This window comes from Acerihabitans sp. (genome assembly GCF_036398755.1).
In the GTDB taxonomy this organism is placed as follows: Bacteria; Pseudomonadota; Gammaproteobacteria; order Enterobacterales; family Enterobacteriaceae; genus Acerihabitans.
Genome location: NZ_DASWOM010000111.1, coordinates 49,664 through 70,650, shown reverse-complemented (window position 1 = coordinate 70,650; position 20,987 = coordinate 49,664). Strand labels below are relative to the sequence as shown.

13 protein-coding genes are annotated in these 20,987 nt (G+C 63.3%); 5 read left to right on the top strand and 8 right to left on the bottom strand.

Going from position 1 to position 20,987, the window contains the following annotated elements; all coding sequences use genetic code 11:
• Positions 1 to 6: 6 nt before the first annotated feature.
• Positions 7 to 1,710, bottom strand: a complete 1,704-nt coding sequence (locus VGC33_RS18795; RefSeq protein ID WP_331122302.1) for a (2,3-dihydroxybenzoyl)adenylate synthase — start codon at positions 1,708 to 1,710, stop codon at positions 7 to 9.
• On the bottom strand, positions 1,694 to 2,899 hold the full coding sequence (locus tag VGC33_RS18790) for an isochorismate synthase (protein WP_331122301.1): 1,206 nt from the start codon (positions 2,897 to 2,899) through the stop codon (positions 1,694 to 1,696). The genes VGC33_RS18795 and VGC33_RS18790 overlap by 17 nt, the downstream gene beginning before the upstream one ends.
• A gap of 200 nt (positions 2,900 to 3,099) precedes the next feature.
• On the opposite strand from VGC33_RS18790, the gene fepB reads away from it, so the two are divergent.
• On the top strand, positions 3,100 to 4,089 hold the full coding sequence (gene fepB, locus VGC33_RS18785; protein WP_331122300.1) for a Fe2+-enterobactin ABC transporter substrate-binding protein: 990 nt from the start codon (positions 3,100 to 3,102) through the stop codon (positions 4,087 to 4,089).
• A gap of 31 nt (positions 4,090 to 4,120) precedes the next feature.
• Here the strand turns inward: fepB and entS are convergent, their stop codons facing one another.
• On the bottom strand, positions 4,121 to 5,398 hold the full coding sequence (gene entS, locus VGC33_RS18780) for an enterobactin transporter EntS (RefSeq protein ID WP_331122299.1): 1,278 nt from the start codon (positions 5,396 to 5,398) through the stop codon (positions 4,121 to 4,123).
• Positions 5,399 to 5,531: 133 nt separating this feature from the next.
• On the opposite strand from entS, the gene fepD reads away from it, so the two are divergent.
• The 3 genes from fepD to VGC33_RS18765 are packed head-to-tail and all read left to right on the top strand — an operon-like array spanning position 5,532 to position 8,316.
• Positions 5,532 to 6,521: a Fe(3+)-siderophore ABC transporter permease gene (gene fepD, locus VGC33_RS18775; protein ID WP_331122298.1), complete on the top strand. Its 990-nt coding sequence runs from the start codon at positions 5,532 to 5,534 to the stop codon at positions 6,519 to 6,521.
• On the top strand, positions 6,521 to 7,519 hold the full coding sequence (fepG, locus tag VGC33_RS18770) for an iron-enterobactin ABC transporter permease (RefSeq protein ID WP_331122297.1): 999 nt from the start codon (positions 6,521 to 6,523) through the stop codon (positions 7,517 to 7,519). The genes fepD and fepG overlap by 1 nt, the downstream gene beginning before the upstream one ends.
• Complete coding sequence (locus VGC33_RS18765) at positions 7,516 to 8,316, top strand: ATP-binding cassette domain-containing protein (RefSeq protein ID WP_331122296.1); 801 nt, start codon at positions 7,516 to 7,518, stop codon at positions 8,314 to 8,316. The genes fepG and VGC33_RS18765 overlap by 4 nt, the downstream gene beginning before the upstream one ends.
• 94 nt (positions 8,317 to 8,410) lie before the next feature.
• Here the strand turns inward: VGC33_RS18765 and VGC33_RS18760 are convergent, their stop codons facing one another.
• The 3 genes from VGC33_RS18760 to fes form a co-directional block, all read right to left on the bottom strand.
• A complete protein-coding gene (locus VGC33_RS18760; RefSeq protein WP_331122295.1) occupies positions 8,411 to 12,412 on the bottom strand; it encodes an enterobactin synthase subunit F in 4,002 nt (1,333 codons plus the stop codon).
• A 61-nt stretch (positions 12,413 to 12,473) separates the two neighbouring features.
• Positions 12,474 to 12,674: an MbtH family protein gene (locus tag VGC33_RS18755; RefSeq protein ID WP_331122294.1), complete on the bottom strand. Its 201-nt coding sequence runs from the start codon at positions 12,672 to 12,674 to the stop codon at positions 12,474 to 12,476.
• Between the two features lie 98 nt (positions 12,675 to 12,772).
• Positions 12,773 to 14,047 carry an enterochelin esterase gene (gene fes / locus VGC33_RS18750; RefSeq protein ID WP_331122307.1) on the bottom strand — a complete coding sequence of 425 codons (1,275 nt, stop codon included), beginning with the start codon at positions 14,045 to 14,047 and terminating at the stop codon, positions 12,773 to 12,775.
• Positions 14,048 to 14,361: 314 nt separating this feature from the next.
• Here fes and VGC33_RS18745 point away from each other — a divergent pair, with 314 nt between their 5' ends.
• Positions 14,362 to 16,662 carry a TonB-dependent siderophore receptor gene (locus VGC33_RS18745; protein ID WP_331122293.1) on the top strand — a complete coding sequence of 767 codons (2,301 nt, stop codon included), beginning with the start codon at positions 14,362 to 14,364 and terminating at the stop codon, positions 16,660 to 16,662.
• Positions 16,663 to 17,037: 375 nt separating this feature from the next.
• On the opposite strand, the gene VGC33_RS18740 is transcribed toward VGC33_RS18745, so the two are convergent.
• Together VGC33_RS18740 and malT are read right to left on the bottom strand one after the other, a co-directional pair.
• Complete coding sequence (locus tag VGC33_RS18740) at positions 17,038 to 17,676, bottom strand: glutathione S-transferase family protein (protein ID WP_331122292.1); 639 nt, start codon at positions 17,674 to 17,676, stop codon at positions 17,038 to 17,040.
• Positions 17,677 to 18,132: 456 nt separating this feature from the next.
• Entirely contained in the window at positions 18,133 to 20,847 is a 2,715-nt protein-coding gene (gene malT / locus VGC33_RS18735) for an HTH-type transcriptional regulator MalT (RefSeq protein WP_331122291.1), read from the bottom strand.
• Positions 20,848 to 20,987 lie beyond the last annotated feature (140 nt).

The following is a 20,987-nucleotide window of genomic DNA, read 5'->3' as shown; positions in this document are numbered from 1 at the left end:
AGCCATTTATTCATCTCCTGTGGCGGGTTTGCCATTGGCGGCGTCAATCAGCCGGCGCAGTCGTTTTTTATCCACCTTGCCCACCGGGGTCAGCGGCAGCGCGTCCAGGCGTTCAAAGCGGTCGGGTAATTTAAACTCCGCCACGCCCAGCTGGCGCAGATGGCGGCGCAGCGCCACCGCGTTGATATTCTGCGTGGCGACGATAAACGCGCAACTCTTTTCGCCCATCAGTTCATCGGTCATTGATACCAGGGCCGCATTTACCACCTGCGGATGGCGCAGCAGCAGATTTTCTACCTCTTCGGCGGCAATTTTTTCACCGCCGCGATTGATTTGGTCTTTTTCCCGCCCCTGTACTTTCAGATAGCCGTCTTCGGTCAGCTCGATCAAATCGCCGGAGCAGTAAAATCCGTGGTCGTCGAAGGCGGCGGCATTTTGCGCCGGGCTTTGGTAATAACCGCGAAACGTATAAGGCCCGCGCGTCATCAGGCGTCCCACGCGGCCCGGCGGCAGCGGGTTGCCCTCATCGTCCGCTACCCACACTTCGTCATCCGGCGACATCGGCCGGCCTTGGGTGGTGAAGATATGCTCGTCGTCATCGTCCAGCCGGGTGTAGTTCACCAGGCCTTCCGCCATGCCGAAGACCTGCTGCAGCCGGCAACCCAGTTCCGCCGGTATCCGCGCGGCCAGGGTTTCGCCAAGCTTGGCGCCGCCGACCTGCAATAATTGCAGGCTGGCCAGCTGTCCGCTGTCGCCCCATTGCTCCATGGCCTGCAGCCATAGCGTCACGGCGGGCGGCACCAATCCGGTGACATTGATGTGATGCCGCGCTATCAGCGGGAAACAGACGTTGGCGCTCGGATCCCCGGCCAGCACCACGCTGCCGCCGGCGTAAAACACCCCCAGCGCGCCCGGCGAGCTCAGCGGATAGTTATGGGCCGCCGGCAGCGCGCACAGGTAGCGGGTGTCCCGATCGAAACGGCAGATATCCACGCTGGCGCGGATACTATAGTAGTAATCGTTATGGGTGCGCGGTATCAGCTTAGGCGTCGCGGTGCTGCCGCCGGAAAGCTGGAAAAAGGCCACCTCGCCCGCGGGCGACGGCGCGGCGGTAAACTCTCCCGCCGCCTCATTGAACAATGCGGCCAGGCTCTCAAGCGGCGCGTCGCCGGCGGCACCCGGCAAATGCCCTTCCCGCGCGGAGTCGGATAACCGCCCCGGCCTGTTTTGCGGCGCGTCGTCATGATGCATCGCCACCAGCCGCAGCGACGGATGCGACCGCCGCAGTTCGTCGATAAAGCCGTTATCGCCAAACAGCCCATGGTGCCGGTCGGCAATCAGCAGCGCCGGTTTGATTTGATCCGCATAGGCGCCAAGCTCGCTGCGCTGATGGCTGAACAGGGCATTGACCGGCGCCACGCCGATTTTCAGCAGCGCGAACAGCACCAGGTAAAATTCCGCCACATTGCCCAACTGTACCAGCGCGGTATCTCCCGCCGCCAGTCCACGACGCGCGAGCGCCGCGGCCAGCCGGTCCGACATCAGGTTAACGTCCCGGTAGCTCAGGCGGCGCTCGCCGCAGACCACCGCCGGCGCCTCGCTGTCCCGGCGGCGGTCGATAATATCGGTGAGGGGCAAATCCAGCCAATACCCCTTGGCGCGGTACCGTGCCGCCACATCCTCGGGCCAGCGGTTAAACGCTATGCTCATCATCTCTCCTGTTCGTTTCATGCAATCCGAAGGCATCCAGCATGGTGTCGAGCTTGACGCCGGTTTCACGCCATTCCGCCGCAGGCTGGGAGGCGGGCACGATACCCGCCCCGGCGAACAGCCGCACCTGATTGCCCGCCACCCGGGCGCAGCGGATGGTGACCACCCATTCACCGTTGCCCTGCGCGTCGCACCAGCCCACCATGCCGCCGAACAGATCGCGGTCGAAGGGTTCCAGCGCCTGGATTAACCGGCGCGCGCGGTCGGTGGGGGCGCCGCATAACGCGGGGGTGGGATGCAGCAGGCAGGCCAGCGACAGGGCGTTGACGGCGGGATCCTCCACCCTGCCCTCGATAGCCGTGGCCAGATGCCACAGGGTGGGGGTATTGACCAGGGTGGGGGCGGACGGCACCGTTAACCCTTCGCTGTAGGGCGACAGCACCTCGCGCATCTGCTCGATGACCAGTTGGTGCTCATAGCGGTCCTTGGCCGACGCCAGCAATTGACGACCGGCGGCGGCATCCCGCCCCGGCTCGGCGTCGCGCCGGGCGGAGCCCGCAAGCGGCGTCGAGTAGAACCGATGGCCGGTCTTGCGCAGCAGCAGTTCCGGGCTGGCGCCCAGCAGTGCGCCGTGCCCGAGGGGAACATAAAAATTATAACTGGCGGGATTTTGCGCCAGGATCCGCCGCATCAGGGCCGCCGTATCCACCGGATCGCGCGTGCTGATATCCAGCAGGCGCGACAATACCACTTTACTCAGGCGCTGCTGCCCGGTGGCCTCCACCGCCCGCGCCACCATACGTTTGAAATCCTGCTCCGGCGGGCGCTCGATGGCGCCGGTCACCTGCGGCAACGCAGCGCCGCGCGGTTGGTTATCGGCTAAAAATTTCGCGCGATCAAACTCATGGCTGCTTTGCGGAATAAACAGCTGCGCGGGCCGGTCGGCGTCAAAGGGAATCGCGCCGACCACCCGCGGCCGCGCGATGCCGGCGTCGCTGGCGCGCCGGAAGGCCTGGCTCAGTTCGCGCTGAAACGCGCCGTTCGGCAGATGTCCCGTGCCGGCGGGGGTGTTGATGGCGCAGAAACGTCCCTGGGTAACGAAGCTGCGATACGGCGACATGAAAAAAAATCCGTTGGTAATATCATCCGCGCCGCCGGGTGATGCCTGGGGTAATACTGAAAATTCCACGTGGCGATCTCCGCATTTACCTCAATGATAAACACAATAATAATTATTATCATTTGTATTGATAGCCAATAAACTACGTCGTAGAATCTGCGGTGTCAATAAACGTCAATCCTGATATTCCCGCCCAAGGGTGGCGTCAATTGCCGTTTTTTTTATCTTATTGCGGTCAACACCGGCCCCCAACCCCAGGAACCCCAGAGATGACCCGCCTATTTTTCCGGCATTTACCCGTGCTGAACCTGCTCGCCCTGGCGGCGCTTCCCTTACTGCTGGCGACCGCCGCCGCTCCGCGCGCCGCCGCAAACGGCTGGCCGCGCCAGGTGGCGGGCGCGCAGGGCGCCATTACGCTTGAGCGCATGCCGCAGCGTATTGTGTCCACAAGCGTAACCCTGACCGGCACGCTGTTGGCCATCGGCGCGCCGGTGATTGCCAGCGGCGCCACCACGCCGCAAAACCGGGTGGCGGATCCGCAGGGTTTTTTTCGCCAATGGGGCGACGTGGCCCGGCAGCGCGGTGTTAAGCGCCTGTATATTGGCGAACCGGATGCCGAGGCCATCGCCGGCCAGAATCCCGATTTGATTATTATCGCCGCCACCGGCGGCGACTCGGCCCTGCGCCTTTACGATCGGCTGGCGCCGCTGGCGCCGACGCTGGTGGTCGATTACGCCGATAAAAGCTGGCAGGACCTGGCGCGTGAACTGGGTCAGGCCACCGGCCGCGAAACGCAGGCCCTTGACGTCATCAACCGGTTCGACGCCCGGCTACAGGCGCTGAAACACCGGCTGGCGCTGCCGCCGCAGCCGGTATCCGCCCTGGTGTACCAGCCGGACGGTAAAGCCGCCAACCTGTGGACCGCCGATTCAGCGCAGGGCCGGCTGCTGGGTCAACTGGGATTTACGCTTGCCGAACCGCCCAACGCCTTGACCGGCGGCCAAAGCATGGGCGTGCGCAAGGATATCGTCCAGCTTGCCGGCGAAAACCTGGCCGCCGGCCTGAACGGGCAAACCTTTCTGCTGTTTGCCGGCGATGACGCCAGCGCCCGGCTGTTATTGGCCAACCCGTTCCTGGCGCATCTGCCGGCGGTGCAAAACCACCGGGTCTACGCCCTCGGCGACGATACCTTTCGTCTTGACTACTACAGCGCCGGCAATGTGCTGACCCGCCTGGAACAGCTGTTCGCCCGGCCCTGATCCTCCGCCGCGCGCGCGTCTCGCCAACCCCCTAGCCACGACCGGCGGGCAAGCGTTTAGCCACCGGCGGATCCCCATCTTGCGGCTTCGCCATATCCGCGGCGCGCAGACCGCGCAGCGCCAGCGCCGGCGGTATCCCGGCCAGCGCCGCCGCCAGGACGAAGACGACGGCGGCCAGGCCCGGCGGCATCAGGGTGCCCAACGCGCCCAACGCCAGCGCGCCCAGCGCGTCGCCGCTGACGGTCTGCGCGGTCCACAAGCCGTTGACGCGGCCCAGCAAAGCGTCCGGCGTCAGGTGTTGTATCAGCGCATATTGCAGCAGCGAATTAATGGCGCTGAAGTAGCCAAATCCCGCCAAACACAGCAATGCCAACGGGTAATACGGCATCAGGCCGAGCATCGCGGCGGTAATAAATGCCGCAATGGCGGTGGTAAGCAGCATCAGTCCCGGTCGCGGCGTGGCGGCGAGCCGGCCGCTGGTAAACGCGCCTATCGCCGCGCCCAGCGGCACCGCCGCATACATCAGCCCCAGCCGGGCGGCATTGATATGCCAGCTTGCCGCCAGCGCTGGATAAATCACCCGCACCGCGCTCGTCATGGTCAGCAGGGCGCCGACAAGCGCCACCAAACCGATGGTTTTATGCCCGGACAGATAGGCCAGGCCTCCCGCCAGCGCGCGCAGCGGATGCTCATTGGGCTGGCACGGCGGCGCCAGCCTGGGCAGGCGCAGCAGCGGCAGCAGTGTCAACAGCGTGCCGAACGCCGCCAGCCCGTAGTTCCAGGCGACGCCGCCGGCGGCGATAACCAGCCCGGCCAACGCCGGTGATAAAATAGCGCCGAAACGTACGGTCAGCATGCTGATGGCGCCCGCCTGCATGACGTTTTCACGCCCGACCAGCGCCGGCGTGGCGGCCAGCAGCGCCGTCACCCCCACCGCGCCAAAAAAACCATCCCATACCGCCAGCAGGTAAATCGTCCACAGCGACGGTACCGGCAGCAGCGCGTTAACGCACAGGCCGATAAACCCCACCCCGCAGGTTGCGCGGGCAAACAGGATAAGCCCGCGCCGCTCGCGGCGATCCGCCATGACCCCGCCGGCCAGCAGGCCGGTAAACATGCCGCCGCCCGCCAGCGTCACCGCCAGTCCCACCTGGAAGGTGGATCCGGTCATGGCCTGTATTTGCACCGGCACCGCCACCGCCAGCATGCCGAGCGCCAGCATGGATAAAAAACGCGCCAGGAATACCGCCCGAAACGCGGGATGGGTTTTCAACAGGCTGATATCGAGCATAAAAGAGGGTTTTTGCATGAGGTGTTCACTACCCGGGGGAAATCGCCGCCATGGGACGCTGCTTTAAGGGAGGCGGTCATGCTATCATAAGTTATTGCGAGTAATAACGATAATAAATATCATTATCATACAATTTCTGTTCTGGTACTTTATGCGCCATTTTTACGGATTGCTTTTAACGGGTGTGCTGTTGGCGCTATTGATGGCGGCCAGTTTGTTTATCGGCGCCAAAACCATTCCCGCCAGCCAGGTCGTGCCCGCGCTGTCCGGCGCCTGCCGTAGCCCGGATTGCGTTATTATCCTGCAAAGCCGCCTGCCGCGCATGCTGGCCGGGCTGCTGGCGGGCGCCGCCCTTGGGCTGTCCGGCGTCCTGATGCAAACGCTGACGCGCAACCCGCTGGCCGACCCCGGTATTCTCGGCGTCAACGCCGGCGCCGGATTCGCCGTGGTGTTGGGCATTACGTTTTTTGGCGCCGCCTCCATCGATCATTATCTCTGGTATGCCTTTGCCGGCGCGCTGGCCGCCGCCCTGCTGGTGGCGTTAATCGGCGCGGTGGGCGGCGGGCGGCTGAACCCTATTCGCTTGACCCTGGCGGGCGTGGCCCTGGCGGCGGTGCTTGATGGCATGACTTCCGGCATTTCATTGCTTAACCCCCTGGTTTACGACCAGCTGCGCTTCTGGCAGGCCGGGTCGCTGGATATCCGCAGCATGGCGGCGGTCAAAGCGGTTATCTGGCCCATCGTCCTGGGAACCGCGCTGACGCTTGGGCTGTCGCGGGCGCTGAATACGCTGAGCATGGGCGGCGAACTGGCCACCGCGCTGGGATCCCGGGTGGGACTGACCCAGTTGTTGGGGCTGGCGGCCATTACCCTGTTATGCGGGGCGGCCACGGCGCTGGCGGGGCCGATTGCGTTTGTCGGGCTGATGATGCCGCATATCGCGCGCCGGCTGGCCGGTCCGGATCACCGCTGGCTGCTGCCGTGGACGCTGGTGCTGACGCCGATGCTGTTGCTGGGCAGCGATATGGTCGGCCGGGTGATTGTTCCGGGCGAACTGCGCGTATCGGTGATAACCGCCCTGCTCGGCGCGCCGGTGCTGATTGCGCTGGTGCGCCGCCACCGCATGTTAAGCCGCTTATGATGGCGAACCGGCAATCCCGGACCAGGGTGTCGATAACCGCCGCCCTATTGCTGCTGGCCTGTCTTGGGCTGGCGATTTACGGCCTCGGGGCCGGGTCGCTGCCGCTCTCGGCCCAACAGGTGGTGGAGGCCCTGCGCGGCGCGGCGGCGCACAATGTTCAGGTTATCGTCACGCAATGGCGGCTGCCGAGAGTGGCGATGGCGTTACTGCTCGGCGCGGCGATGGGCGCCAGCGGCGCGGTTTTTCAATCGATAATGCGCAACCCGCTCGGCAGTCCGGATGTGATGGGGTTTAATACCGGCGCGTACAGCGCTGTGCTTATCGCCATTGTGCTGTTCAACGGCAGCGGCGCGGGCATCACCGGCGCGGCGCTCGCCGGCGGTCTGCTGACCGCCGGCGTGGTCTACCTGCTGGCCTGGCGCAACGGCATCCAAACCTTCAGGCTTATCATCGTCGGCATTGCCGTGCGCGCCCTGCTGGTATCGCTTAACACCTGGCTGGTGATCAGCGCCTCGCTGGAATCCGCCCTGACCGCCGGCCTGTGGAGCGCCGGATCGCTTAACGGCATGTCCTGGGCGAAATGCCTGCCCGCGGCGGTGCCGATTGCCCTGGCTTTGGCCCTGGCCCTGGCCATGTCGCGGCGCATGCGCCTGCTGGAAATGGGCGACGACGCCGCCTGCGCGCTCGGCGTGCCGGTGGAAAAGTCGCGCCTGGGTTTGATGCTGGCGGGCGTGGTCCTGACCGCCGCCGCCACGGCCGCCGCCGGGCCCATTTCGTTTATCGCCCTGGTGGCGCCGCAGATTTCACGCCGCCTGGCGGGCGGCCAAACCCTGCTGATCCCCCTGGCGGCCATGACCGGCGGGCTGCTGCTGCTGGCGGCCGACCTGGTCGCCCAGCGTTTGTTTACGCCTTACCAGCTTCCCGTCGGGGTGGTGACCGTCAGTATCGGCGGCATCTATTTAATCGGTTTATTGATCCGGGAGTCGCGTAAAAGATGAACGCTGTTGATTGGTCGTCCGGCCGCCTGAGGGCGGAACACCTCACGCTCGCCTATGATAAAAAAATCATCGCCCGCGATCTGTCCATTACCATTCCCGATGGAGAACTGACGGTCATCATCGGCCCCAACGCCTGCGGCAAATCGACATTACTGCGCGCGCTAAGCCGCCTGATGCGGCCTGGCGAGGGCACCGTCTGGCTGGACGGGCGCGAGATCGGCGGCTACGCCACTAAAGAGGTGGCGCGGCGCCTGGGCTTGTTGCCGCAAAGCTCCAGCGCGCCGGGGGATATTACCGTGGGCGATCTGGTGGCGCGCGGGCGTTACCCGCACCAGTCGCTGCTACGCCGCTGGAGCGGGCGGGATGAACAGGCGGTGCTGGAGGCGATGCGCGCCACCGGCGTCGCCGGGCTGGCGGGACGCCCGGTGGATACCCTGTCCGGCGGCCAACGGCAGCGGGTATGGATCGCCATGGTGTTGGCGCAGCAAACGCCGCTGCTGCTGCTGGACGAACCCACCACTTGGCTGGACATCGCCCACCAGATAGATCTGCTGGAGCTGATGCGCGAGTTAAACCGCGGCGGCCATACGCTGGTGGTGGTGCTGCACGATCTTAACCACGCCTGCCGTTACGCCACCCATCTGGTGGCCATGCGCGACGGGCGCATCGTGGCCCAGGGCGCGCCCGTGGATATCGTCACCGCCGAACTGGTGGAAGCGGTGTTTGGCCTGCGCTGCATGATCATCGACGATCCGGTGTCCCATACGCCGATGATCGTGCCGCTGGGGCGGAGCTGACGCTTGCGCGGACCGCTGATGGTCCCGCCGACCGATCCGCTGCGTTTCCCGGCGGATTAGCCCCTGGCCGGCCGCCGCCAACGCCGGTGGGTGTCTAAATTTCCCTGAGCAGTTGGTTAAGCAGCGGGCCGAGCACCTGGAACGAGGCGGGCGAGATGATATCCACATGGGCGCAGTCCAGCTCATGCACGCGAAGCCGCTCCACATAGGATGACCAGGTTCGCCGCACGTCCATGGCGGCCGGCAGCGTGCGGCGCGCCACGAACAGCGTGGCTTCGCCGGCAAAATACGCGCTGCGGCTGGCCGCCAGCAGACGCACCGAATCCGCATAGTTGCCCTCGATAGCGTCAAACAATCGCCGCTGTTCGCCCCCCGCCGGATCCGCGCCATCCAGCCGCTGCGCGGCGATAAACTGCCCGCGCTCGCGCCGCACTTCCTCCAGTACTTCCGGGTCCAGCACATGTTTGCCCTGCGCCGCGTCCCAGTTACGGGTCTCCGGCGGATAGGTATCGAGCAGGCCGAGAAACGCCACCGTTTCCCCCGCGGCGCGCAAGCGGGCCGCAATGCCCTGCGCCAGCGTGCCGCCCAGCGAGTAGCCGATAAAATGATAGGGACCGTGCGGCTGCACGCCGCGCACGGTGAGCAGATGCGCGTCGCACACCTGTTCCAGGTTGGCGCAATTTTGCAGCGGGCCGCCAGGGCGCGGCGACTGGATACCGACCAGCGGCCAGCGAGGATCGAGATATCGCCGCAGCACGCTGAACTGCCAGGCGAAGCCGGAGGCGGGATGGAAACAAAACAGCGGCGGCCCGTCGCCATGCCGCAGCGGCAAAACGGCATCCAGCCCCGAACGCCGCGCATCATCGCCGGTGGGGCCATCACCCTGGCCGTCAGCGGTACTGTCGGGAATAGTAACGGCCGGCTTGTCGAACAGCGCCGCCAGCCCCGCCACGGTGGAGGCCACCATCACCTGCCCGACGGTAACCGGCCCGCCCAGATCGCGGCGCAGCAGCGCCGCCAGGCGCATCGCCAGCAGCGAGTGGCCGCCGAGCGCAAAAAAGTCGTCGTCAACCGACCCGATCTCCTGTTGCAGCACATCGGCAAACAGCGCGGCGATGCGCCGTTCGGTGACCGTTTGCGGCGCTCGCCCCGGCGTCGCCTGACGCGCCTGCGGCATCGGCAACGCGTTGCGATCCAGTTTGCCGTTGGCGCTGAGCGGCAGGGCCGGAAGTTCGACCAGCGCCACCGGCACCATATGCGCCGGCAGACGTTCGGCAAGCGCGGCGCGCAGCGCCCCGGCGTGCAATTGTTCACCCGGCTGCGCCACCAGATAACCGACCAGTTGCCGCGCGTCGCCGCCGGCGCCGTCGTCCGCCGCGCCGCCCAGAACGCGGGCATGGGCCACCGCCTGGCGCACGCCCGGCAATAACAGCAGCGCATGGTCGATTTCGCTCAGTTCCACCCGTTGCCCGCGGATTTTAAGCTGGTCATCGCTGCGTCCCAGGTATTCAACCGCGCCGTTGTCCAGCCAGCGGGCAATATCGCCGGTGCGATACATCCGTCCGCCGTCACCGTCGGGATCGGCCACGAACCGGCTGGCGGTCAGCTCCGCGCGCGCCAGATAACCCTGGGCCAGCTGCGCGCCGGTCAGGTAGAGATCGCCCGCCACGCCCGGCGGCACCTGGCGCAGCCGGGCGTCGAGAATGCGCAGGCCGGTGTTCCATACCGGAAAGCCTATCGGCACATTCGCCCCGTCGACCGCCGCCAGCGCCTCGCCATGGGCGGGATACCAACTGACATCCACCGCGGCCTCGGTAGGGCCGTACAGATTATGCAACGCCACGCCGGCACGCCGCTGCCACAGGCGCGACAGTTCGGCGGGCAGCGCCTCGCCGCTGCAAAAAACCCGGCGTAGCGTGGCCCGGCAGGCGGCGGCGTCATCATCGGCAAGCGACGCGACAAACGCCGCCAGCATAGAGGGAACGAAATGCAGGGTAGTGATGCGGTAATCGGCGATAAGCCGCAGCAGGATCTGCGGATCGCGATGGGCATCCGGCGGCGCCATGACAAGCCGCGCGCCATTGATAAGCGGCCAGAAAAACTCCCATACCGACACGTCAAAGCTACAGGGCGTTTTTTGCAGCACCGCGTCGTCGGCCGTCAGCGGGTAGCTATCCTGCATCCACAGCAGCCGGTTCACGATGGCGCCATGGTCCACCACCACGCCCTTCGGCCGCCCGGTGGAACCGGAGGTATAGATAATATAGGCCGGATGATGCGCCGACGGCCCGGGGAAATCGCGGGGCGACAGCGGGTCCGTGGCTAACGGCGCATCATACAGCATCAGGGCGCCCCGGCCGTCGAACCGCGCCGCCTGATCCGCGCGGGTGATAATCAGGCGCGGCCGCGCGTCGTCCAGCATCAGCCGCAGCCGGTCGTCGGGATAACCGGTATCCAGCGGCAGGTAGGCGGCGCCCACCTCGACAATGGCCATCAGCGCCAGCGCTAAAAAAACCGAGCGCGGCAGCGCGACGGCGACGATATCGCCCGGCCGCACCCCCTGCGCCGCCAGCCGCCGCGCCAGCGCCAGCACCTGTTCGCGGGTTTCGCCATAGGTCAGGCGGCGGCGCGCGTCCATCAGCGCCGTGGCCCCCGGCGTGCGCGACGCCTGCCGTGCCAGCAGGGTGACCAGCGTCTCCGGCGCCAGCGTTTTGCCGGTGTTATTGACACCGGCCAGCAGCGCGCGATCCTCTTCGTTCAGCAGGTCGGCCCGGCCGCAGGGCAGCGCGGGATCGGCGGCGAACTGACGCAACAGCAACGGCAGGCGGCGCGCATGGCCGGCCAGCTCGGCGGCGGTATAACGCCCGGCGTTGGCCACCAGTTCCACCGACACCCGCTGTTCACCCAGATATAACGCAATTTCCAGATCGCGCACCGGCCCCGAGGCCAGGGCGTGGGTCTCGCCCTCCACGCCGGCGAAATCCAGCTGGAAGTCGAACATTTTCAGATTAAAGACCGGGCCGAACAACGGCTGTGCGTCGCCGGTCCGGCCCAGATCGCGCAGAACCTGCTCGGCATCATAACGCTGGTGGCGGCGCAGGCTTTTCAACTCGCCCGACAGGGCGGCGGCCAGTTCGCCCAGCGTCCGCGCCGGGTCGACGTTCACCGCCAGCGGCAGCACATTGACCACCGGCCCGGTGGCGTCCAGGGCCGCCGAGCCCATACGGCGCATAAAGATAAAACCGGCGGCGTAGGACGTTTGCCCGCCAAGGCGGGCAAACCATAATGCCACCAGCGCCAGGGCCAGATCGGCTATGCCCGGCGCACGGGGTTCCTTCGCCACCAGGCCGGCGAACAGCCGGGTATCGAGATCAAGCGAAAATCGCCGCAGGCGGACGGTGGCGGCCTGGCCGGACAGGGGTTTTAGCGCAAGCGTCGCCGGTGCCGGCAGCCGGGCGGTTTTTTCGCGCCAGAACGCGGCGTCCCGGCGCCAGGCGTCCGACTGATAATAAGCCTGATATTCCGCCACCACCGCCTGGAAAGGGGTAAATGGCGACGGCGGCGGGGTTTCCCGCCGCGCAAAAGCGCTATACAGCGTGGCGATGCGGCGGGTAATGGCGGTAAAACTAAAGCCGTCGACGATCAGATGATGGTAGCGCTGATACCAAAACCAGCGATCGCGGGCCACGCGTATCAGCATATGACGGTACAGCGGCGCGCCGCCCAGTACCCGCAAATCGCCCGCCAGATCCTGTTGCATCAGCGCCCGCGCGGCGTCTTGCGCGTCGCCGGCGGCGCTGAAATCCAGGCAATCGGGGCGGTCGAAGCTCCGATCGTCGCCGACCCATTGCAGCGCAATGCCGTCGCGCTCGGCAAAACGCATGCGCAGGGTATCGGCTTCACCCATGGCCTGGCCGATGGCGCGCAGCAGACAGCCGCTGTCGATATCGCCCTTCAGCTCGATATAATGCGCCACCGCATAGGCGTTGGGCTGCGCGGCCAGTTGGTCAGCCACCCAGATGCCGGGTTGCGCCGCCACCAGCGGCAGTTCGATGGGTTCGGCCCTGGCGGCGCACGGCAAGGAAATGTCTGACACGGCGGTAACTCCTTTCAGCAAAGGGTGGTGCGGCGTATGCGCAGGATTGCGCGGCGTATGCTCAACGCAGCGCGGCGGGACGCATATCGGTCCAGTGGGTTTGCAGCCATTGGCCGCATTCGGCGCGCGGAGCCGGGCCAAACACCGGCGTCCAGCCCTGGGGCACCGGGCTGAACTCCGGCCACAGGCTGTACTGCGCCCGCCGGTTTTGCAAAACCAGGCAGACCTGCTGCGGGTCGTCGAAGGGATTGAGTTGTTCCAAAACGCACTCCTTATTTTACTGTGATATCGCCGGCGACGGGGATAGCCCGGGCGAAAATAGCCGGCCACGGCACGACCACGGGAAGCGCGCCGAAGGCGCTAACCGCGTGGCGACCAGAGCGCGGCCAGTCCGTCCAGCAGTCCGCCGCGCCAGCACAGCGCGTCATGGCCGCCGTCCACCACCCGGTAATCCACCTGATGGCCCTGCCCGCGCAGGAGCTCCACCGCCCGATCGTTTACCCGGTGGATAAGCCGCTCCCTGTCGCCGGCCTCGATAAACGCCCTGAGCGCCAGCCCGTCGCCCAGGCCGCGCTCTATCTGCCCCAGCAGCCGGCAGGCGTCGCCGGAGCCGTTTTGCGCCGCATCCCGGTCGGGCCACCAGAAGGATCCGGACTGGCTGAGCACGCAGCCGAAATAGCGCGGCCAGTTCAGGCAGGCATACAGCGCGGACAGGCCGCCGTAGCTTTGCCCCGCCACCACCGTAGTCGCCGGGGAGGCACGGTACGGCGCCCAGGCCGCCACGCGTGGCAGCAGTTCTTCCCGCACCGCCCGCCAGAATTGCGGATTACAGGTTAATTCATCCCCGCGCCGCCGGCTGTCCACGGCGTCAATCAGCACATAGACCGCTTCAGGCAAGGCGCCGGCGGCCGTCATATGCAGCAACGGCGACCAGACCGGCATCTGCCGCGCCCAGAACTGCCCGTCCAGCAGAAGGGCCAGCGGGCGGCCGGACTCGTGCTGTCGGCCGGTGGTGAATATCCAGATATCGCGGCTGTTGCCCAGGCGTTCGCTGCGCCAGCGATGACGCGCAAGCGCCGCCGGCGCCGGCAGCGGCGGCACGGTGCGTCCGGCCACCGGGCCAAGCGCGTCAAGTTCTCGCCAGGCCGCCTGCGCCGGCGCCAGCGGCATATGTAGCGCGGAAACCGCATGGCCGCGTCCGTTGGTCCAGGCACGCAGCGGATTGAGCCGATCGGCCACCGCGGCGGGAAAAACACCGCGCCAGGCGGCGCGCAGCCCGGCCCGATCGCCGGGGGCCGCGGCCGACAGCCGGCCGACGTCGCCGTCATCCCGGCACGGAATAAAGCAATAGCTGCCCCGCCAGCGTTCCCCCAGCGAGGTGTGCCAAAACCAGACATCCGTCCCGGCGATACGCTCCAGGCTTTGCGGTCCGGTATCGCTGTGGTGGTCGGTCACGCCGCTGATGTTAATCCATACCCGGCGGATAGGAGACGCGCGCTCATTGCCCTGGGGATCGCGCCACAGGAAGGTTACGGCGCATTGTCCGGACGGTCCGGCCTCGACCCAGGGCGCGCCCTGGCGTTCCACTTCCCGCCACCAGCCGTCCCCGCCCACATCGGCCCGGACCAGCATCATTTTATTCACCAGGCGCGATTCCTTCTTTAAAACCTGAATGTAGACTTTTTAATGCAAAACGTAAACTTAATACTATTGATAATTATTTCTATTTGCAATAGTGTGTAAAAGTTCCATTTAGCGCCGGTTTTATTTATCAGCGGAAGGGATGGACGAAGGAATAACGTAATGTTAACAGCGATTTAACATTGCGAATTAGCCGCCGGGCAGTTGCTGAAAAACTGCTTATTACATCAATTTCATTACACAGCATGCCGTCCATACTGCGGGTTTTCGCCAGGGCAGTCTCGGATCGGCTACGGATCAGGGATTTTATGAATACCACATTCTCAGGTTACTCCTTAGCGGCCCTAATCAGTCTGGGTCTGGGAACGCTGGCGCTGCCCTTAGCCGCGCCCGCTGCCGACGGCGCAACCGCAGCGGCGGCATCCACCCCCGCGACGACGGACGGCGCCCCGGCCAGCATGGATGCCAAAACCGAGGCGGCGGGCGATACCATCGTGGTGACCGCGGCGAAGCAAAACCTTCAGGCGCCGGGCGTATCCACCATCACCGCCGATGAAATCAGGAAACGCCCGCCCGCCCGTGACGTATCGGAAATTATCCGCACCATGCCCGGCGTCAACCTGACCGGCAATTCCACCAGCGGCCAGCGCGGCAATAACCGGCAGATCGATATTCGCGGCATGGGCCCGGAAAATACCCTGATTTTGATTGACGGCCTGCCGGTCAGCAGCCGCAACTCGGTGCGCCAGGGCTGGCGCGGCGAGCGCGATACCCGTGGCGACACCGCCTGGGTGCCGCCGGAAATGATCGACCATATCGAGGTGATCCGCGGGCCGGCCGCGGCGCGCTACGGCAACGGCGCCGCCGGCGGCGTGGTCAATATCATCACCAAAAAAGACGTCAGCGATTGGCATGGTTCGTGGAATACCTACCTGAACATGCCGCAGCATGACGACGAAGGCTCGACCAAACGCACCAACTTCAGCCTGTCCGGGCCGCTTAGCGACGCGTTCAGCTTTCGCCTGACCGGCGGCTACAGCAAAACCCAGGCCGACGCGCAGGATATCAACGACGGTCACCAGTCCCTGCGCACCGGCACCTATGCCGATACCCTCCCGGCCGGGCGCGAGGGGGTAAGGGACAAAAATATCGATGCCCTGCTGCACTGGGATTTGGCGCCGATGCAAAGCCTGGAGTATGAAACCACCTACAGCCGCCAGGGCAATATCTACGCCGGCGACACCCAGAACACCAATACCAGCGCGCTGGTACAGGACAATTACGGCCACGAAACCAACCGCCTCTACCGCCAGACCCATGCCCTGACCTGGCGCGGCGCCTGGGACAGCGGCGTCAGCACCATGAACTACCTGCAGTATGAGCGCACCAAGAATACCCGTCTGAACGAAGGTCTGGCCGGCGGCACGGAAGGTATCTTCTCCAATGACGATTTCTCCACCATCCAGTTGGACAGCCTGTTGGCGCATACCGAACTCAGCGTGCCGTTCGAGCTTGGGGTCAACCAAACCCTGACGGTCGGCAGCGAATGGAACCAGCAGAAAATGAAGGATCCGGCGTCGAATACCCAGACCCTCCTGGGCGGCGCCATCCCGGGCGTCTCCAGCACCGGCCGCAGCCCCTATTCCTCGGCTGATATTTTCTCGCTGTTTGCCGAGGATAATATGGAGCTGACCGACAGTACCATGCTGGTGCCGGGGCTGCGCTTCGACCACCATTCCATCGTCGGCGACAACTGGAGTCCCTCGCTTAACCTCTCGCAGGGTTTGAGCGAAGATTTCACCCTGAAAATGGGCATCGCCCGCGCCTATAAAGCGCCCAGCCTGTTCCAGACCAACCCTAACTACCTGCTCTACAGCCGCGGCCAGGGCTGCGCCGCCAGCACCGGCGGTTGTTATCTGCTGGGTAATGATGATCTCAAGGCGGAAACCAGCATCAACAAAGAGATCGGCGTGGAATTTAAACGCGACGGCTACCAGGCGGGAGTGACCTATTTCCGCAATGATTATCGCGATAAAATCGAGGCGGGTTACGTCCCCAGAGGCACCTCGACCAACGGCGCCTCCGATATCTATCGTTGGGAAAATGTGCCGAAAGCGGTGGTGCAAGGATTGGAGGGCACGCTGAATATTCCGGTCAGCGAAACCGTTTCCTGGAATAACAACATCACTTATATGCTGGAAAGCAAGAATAAAGAGACCGGCGATTATCTGTCCATCATCCCGGAATACACGCTGAACTCGACATTGAGCTGGCAGGCGCGCCAGGATCTGTCGCTACAGTCCACCCTGTCCTGGTACGGCACCCAGAAACCGAAGAAGTACAACTACAAGGGCGAACGCGTGACCGGCAGCGAAACCGATGAGGTCAGCCCGTACGCCATCATCGGCCTGAGCGGCACCTATGATATCAACAAATACGCCAGCCTGACCCTGGGCATCGACAACCTGTTCGATAAGCGCCAGTTCCGCGCCGGCAATGCCCAGACCACCGGCAACGCCGCCACCAACGCCTATATGTACGGCGCCGGCGCCGCCACCTACAACGAACCGGGCAGGACATTTTACCTGGGTCTTAATACCCACTTCTGACCCCGCGGTGGGGTGCTGGCCCGCGGCAGGTTTAGGGTGCTTCGGTGGGGTGCTGGCCGGTGGTGGGGTTTATGGTGCTTCGGTGGGGTTTCGCTTGCCTTGCGTTAGGCGGTTATATGTTTTGCCCGGCGCGAGCAAGCGACATGGAGGATGGTTCGCGCCATCCTCCATGACCTCCGCGCGCCCGGCAGGTCGCGCGTCGCTGAGGATTGATGTGGAAGGCTTTGACGTATTTACCCAGCGTCGGTTTGGCTTATTGACCTGGGCTGATGAATTGTCTTGCCCAGTGATGCGGCTTGGCTAATTGAATCGTTGTTGCCCGTAAGGCTGATGATGTAAATTATCAAATATAATTAAGTACTTAATTCAAATTAGTTAAGCTTTTAATTCATCGTAGGGTACCATGACATGTTCGCGGAAAGCAGGTCGTTTCTTTAGCCCTGTATAATATGCATCCAGGTTTGGTAGCGGCTTTCGTTCAATGTCGATGTCATAGTAGCGATATAACACATGTCCGAATTGAATATCCGCGAGGGTGAACGCTTCACCTACCAAGAATGGCTGATGTCCCAGCCGTGCTTCCGCAATGCCAAGTTTTTGTTCAAAAGCACTTAACGCGAGGTTAAGGGCTTGCGGGTCACGCTCTTCGGCTGGAGTGCGAACGACGCGCCAAAAGATGGGTGCGGTAAAGAGATGTGCAACATTTAATTTTGACCATTCCATCCACCGATCCACATCTGTTCTTGCGAATAAATCGGGCGGCCAGAAGATCGCATCCGCGTAGCGGGTAGCCAGATATCTCAGGATCGCGCCTGTCTCCCAAAGAGGTTGGTGATTACCATCCCGTAGAACCGGTATGGTGCGGTTTGGGTTCAGCGCGTAAAATTCGGCGGTATCCGTACCGCCAAACCTGTGCCCAATATCATATCTTTGATACTGCAAACCAAGTTCTCCTATGCACCACATCAGCGCTTGAACATTGGACGACGTTTTTCTTCCCCATACTTCCAGCATAAATATTTCTCCTTTACAGATTGAGGCAGTTGCAAGGGCATCACAGGTTAATGCTGGTATAAGGGCATCATAGGTTGATATTGGTATAAGGGCATCAGATTTTAATGCATTGGATCTATATGCGGATTCAGCTTACCACGGTTGACTCCACCTACACCCCCGCCGGCGGGAGGCGCCCAGACCAGGACCACAAACATTACCCGATAAATGCATACTTCTGGAAACAAGCAAAAAACGCACCCTCATGCAGACGATGGTGTTGACGTTGTTCCGGCAACTCATATATCCGCCCAACATATGGCAAGCGAAACCGCCACCACCGTGACATATTACCTTATCGGATGTCCAATATCGCATCACCACACCATGAGAGCCGAATCCCCGTAACTCCCTGCGCCGGAACTCAACAGGACGGTGCCGGACTGTCCATCAGCCCGGGCGTGCCAATAGCACGCCCTACACCGCATACCCAATCATCGTCAGCATCTTTTTCACCTGCAGCACCGCATCCTGCCGCTGTTCCACCCCCAGCTTCTGGTAAAGATTGCGAATATGCGTCTTGATGGTGGTCGAGGCGACCGCCAGCTCGCCGGCAATCTGGTTATTGCTGTAACCCGAATAAATCAGCCCCAGCACCTGCCACTCCCGCTGGGTCAGCGGGCTGATGCGAATCAGCTCCGGCACCTGCGGGTGGTGCAGCAGTTGCTGCACAAAATCTTCGTCGAAATGGGCGAACTTGTGGCGATGATGGGCATTGATATCGCGCAGGATGCGGCGGGTGCGCTGCTGTTCCAGCTCCGGTAGCACGCCGAGCTGCAGCAATTGGCGCAGCTGCGCCGCCATCGTTTCGCCTTCTATGACGAAATGGCTGATAAACCCGGTTCGATTGGCTAACGACAGCGCTTCCATCAACACCCGCTGGGCGTCGTTCTTTCGCCCGGCATGCCAATAAATCAGGTTGTTAAGCAGCAGGTTACGATTGAGATCGCTGACCAGGTGCAGTTGACGAGCGTTATCATTAAGCTCGTCCAGCACCACTTCCGCCTCGTCAAACTGACCGAGCAGGATTTGGGCGCGGGCAATATTACGCCATTGCCCCTGCAAAAAATGGTTATCGACGTTATCCGGTTTTACCGTCTGGCCCAGCCACCGGGCGGCGGCATCGGTGTCGCCGGTCTGTTGCCAGAACAGTACTCGCGGCTTATCGGCGTTGGTCACCCAATCACTATGATATTGCCCGCCGCTCATCAGGTTCTCGCAGCGATGCAGATGGCTGCGGGCGTTAGCGAAATCGCCACGCGCCAGGGCGATTTTGGCCAGCATCGCCAGGCACTGCAACTGCTGCTGCGGCTCGGCGCCCTCCAGCACCTTCAGTCCGGCGCTGGCGGCCTGTTCGGCCTCGTCAAGGCGCGCCCAGGACCAGAGCAATTGCGCGCGCAGGCGCAGCAGGAACTCATGCATAGGCAACTGTTCCAAATGCTGCTCGCTGACCAGGGTAAACGCCTTATCCTGTATTTCGTACGCCGCCTGTAAATAGCCCTGGGCTATCAGGATCTCGCTTTGCTGCAGCAGCGCCCACAAGGCGTAATGATACACGCCATGCTGGCGCGCCATGCGATCGGTTTGTTGCATCATGGCCAGGGCCGTCGCCAACTGCCCTTTGCAATGCGCGACTTCGCCGGTCACCGACGTGGCGACAATCCGGCCGTAATAATTAGACTCGGGCAAAAATTGCAGCGCTTCGGCCGCCAGACTTTCCGCCTCGAGAGGCTTGCCGGTATTAATGGCCACCTGCGCCAACAGCGCGTTGAATTCCGCCTGGAGACAGGGTGAGATATCCAGCTTGCGCCGGGCCATCTCGGCTTTATCATGGGCCAGCAAATTCGCCACCTCGGCGCAGCGATGCTGGCTTTGCGCCAGCCACCCTTTAAGCAACACCAGCCTGGGCCGCAGGATCAGTACGTCATAGGGCAGATGCTTCAGGCAGCGATCCAGCAATGCCAGCTCGCCACGGTTAAACAGCGTCCAGCCGCTATCGAGCAGGATCCGGCACACCATATCCACATCATCCGCCGCCATCGCGTGATGCATGGCCTCGGCGGGATACCCCAGCGCCAGCCAGCCGTCGGCGGCGCTGCGATGGATCTCGGGCAGCTCGGCGGCCAGTTCCCACTGGCAGCGCTGGCGCAGAAAACCGGCGAACAGGGGATGAAAGCGGAACCACTCCCCGCTGTCGTCCATACGCTGGATGAACAGCCCCTGGTGCTCGGTCTGCTCCAGCCGCTGCTGGCCGTTCCCCTCGCCCGTCAGCCGGTCAATCAGCACATCGTTCATCGAGCGCAGCAGCGAACAGCGCAGCAGGAATCGCCGGGTGGCGGCATCCACCCGATCGAGGACCTCATCCACCAGGTAATCGGATAAATGACCGGCATTAATGCCCGACAGCCGCCGGGCGGTTTTGCTGGCCGGCGTATCGGACTGCCGCGAGGACAGCACAATCAGCTGCAGCGCCGTCGCCCAGCCCGCGACCTCGTCGCATAGCCGGTTACTGTCCTGGGAGGCGATGGCAATATCGAGGCGGCCGGCAAAAAACTGCTGCGCCTCCTCATGGGTAAAGGCCAGTTGCTGGCTGCCGATTTCCAGCAGTTGATCGCGCACCCGCAGGTTGGCGATGCCCAGCGACGGCAGGTTGCGCGACAGCAACACCAGCTTAAGGTTATCCGGCTGCTGGCGAAGCAGGCCGCGCATGGCGTCGTGAATCACCGTATTGGTGATCAGATGGTAATCGTCGATGACTAAAAACAGCGGCGTGGTCCAGTCGGCCAGATCCACCGACAGTTGGGCGAACAGCGTGGCGAGGCTGGCATACTGATGCTTTTGCGCCAAGGCTTCGCTGCGCAGGCAATGGCCGCCCGTCGCCTGCTGGATCGCCGCCACCAGGTAATTGGCAAAGACCTCCGGCTCATTATCGCTCTCATCAAGCGAATACCAGCCCAGATCCTGCCTGTTTGCCGCCCATTGCGCGATAAGCGTTGTTTTGCCGTAACCGGCGGGACTGGTCACCAGCGCCAGCCGATAGTTGGCCGCGGAGGAAAGCCGGTCCAGCAAACGCTGGCGCGGCACGGCATTGTGCAGCCTGACCGGCCGTCTCAATTTCGATGGGATTAGCATTATTTTTATGTCCCCGGGGATACGCAATCACTAACAAAATACAACTGTTAAGCATTGTAATTATAATGTAATTAATTATTGCATAAGGTTATCCATTTCCATTTTTGGTAAATTGCGCCCTGTCACAATTTTTACTACGC

What these genes read in the sequence shown, in the direction of transcription:
- VGC33_RS18795 (WP_331122302.1), bottom strand. Translation starts at nt 1,710, where the DNA reads ATGAGCATAGCGTTTAACCGCTGGCCCGAGGATGTGGCGGCACGGTAC.
- fepB (WP_331122300.1), top strand. Translation starts at nt 3,100, where the DNA reads ATGACCCGCCTATTTTTCCGGCATTTACCCGTGCTGAACCTGCTCGCC.
- VGC33_RS18740 (WP_331122292.1), bottom strand. Translation starts at nt 17,676, where the DNA reads ATGCTGGAAGTATGGGGAAGAAAAACGTCGTCCAATGTTCAAGCGCTG.
- fepG (WP_331122297.1), top strand. Translation starts at nt 6,521, where the DNA reads ATGGCGAACCGGCAATCCCGGACCAGGGTGTCGATAACCGCCGCCCTA.
- VGC33_RS18745 (WP_331122293.1), top strand. Translation starts at nt 14,362, where the DNA reads ATGAATACCACATTCTCAGGTTACTCCTTAGCGGCCCTAATCAGTCTG.
- entS (WP_331122299.1), bottom strand. Translation starts at nt 5,398, where the DNA reads ATGCAAAAACCCTCTTTTATGCTCGATATCAGCCTGTTGAAAACCCAT.
- fepD (WP_331122298.1), top strand. Translation starts at nt 5,532, where the DNA reads ATGCGCCATTTTTACGGATTGCTTTTAACGGGTGTGCTGTTGGCGCTA.
- VGC33_RS18765 (WP_331122296.1), top strand. Translation starts at nt 7,516, where the DNA reads ATGAACGCTGTTGATTGGTCGTCCGGCCGCCTGAGGGCGGAACACCTC.
- fes (WP_331122307.1), bottom strand. Translation starts at nt 14,047, where the DNA reads ATGATGCTGGTCCGGGCCGATGTGGGCGGGGACGGCTGGTGGCGGGAA.
- malT (WP_331122291.1), bottom strand. Translation starts at nt 20,847, where the DNA reads ATGCTAATCCCATCGAAATTGAGACGGCCGGTCAGGCTGCACAATGCC.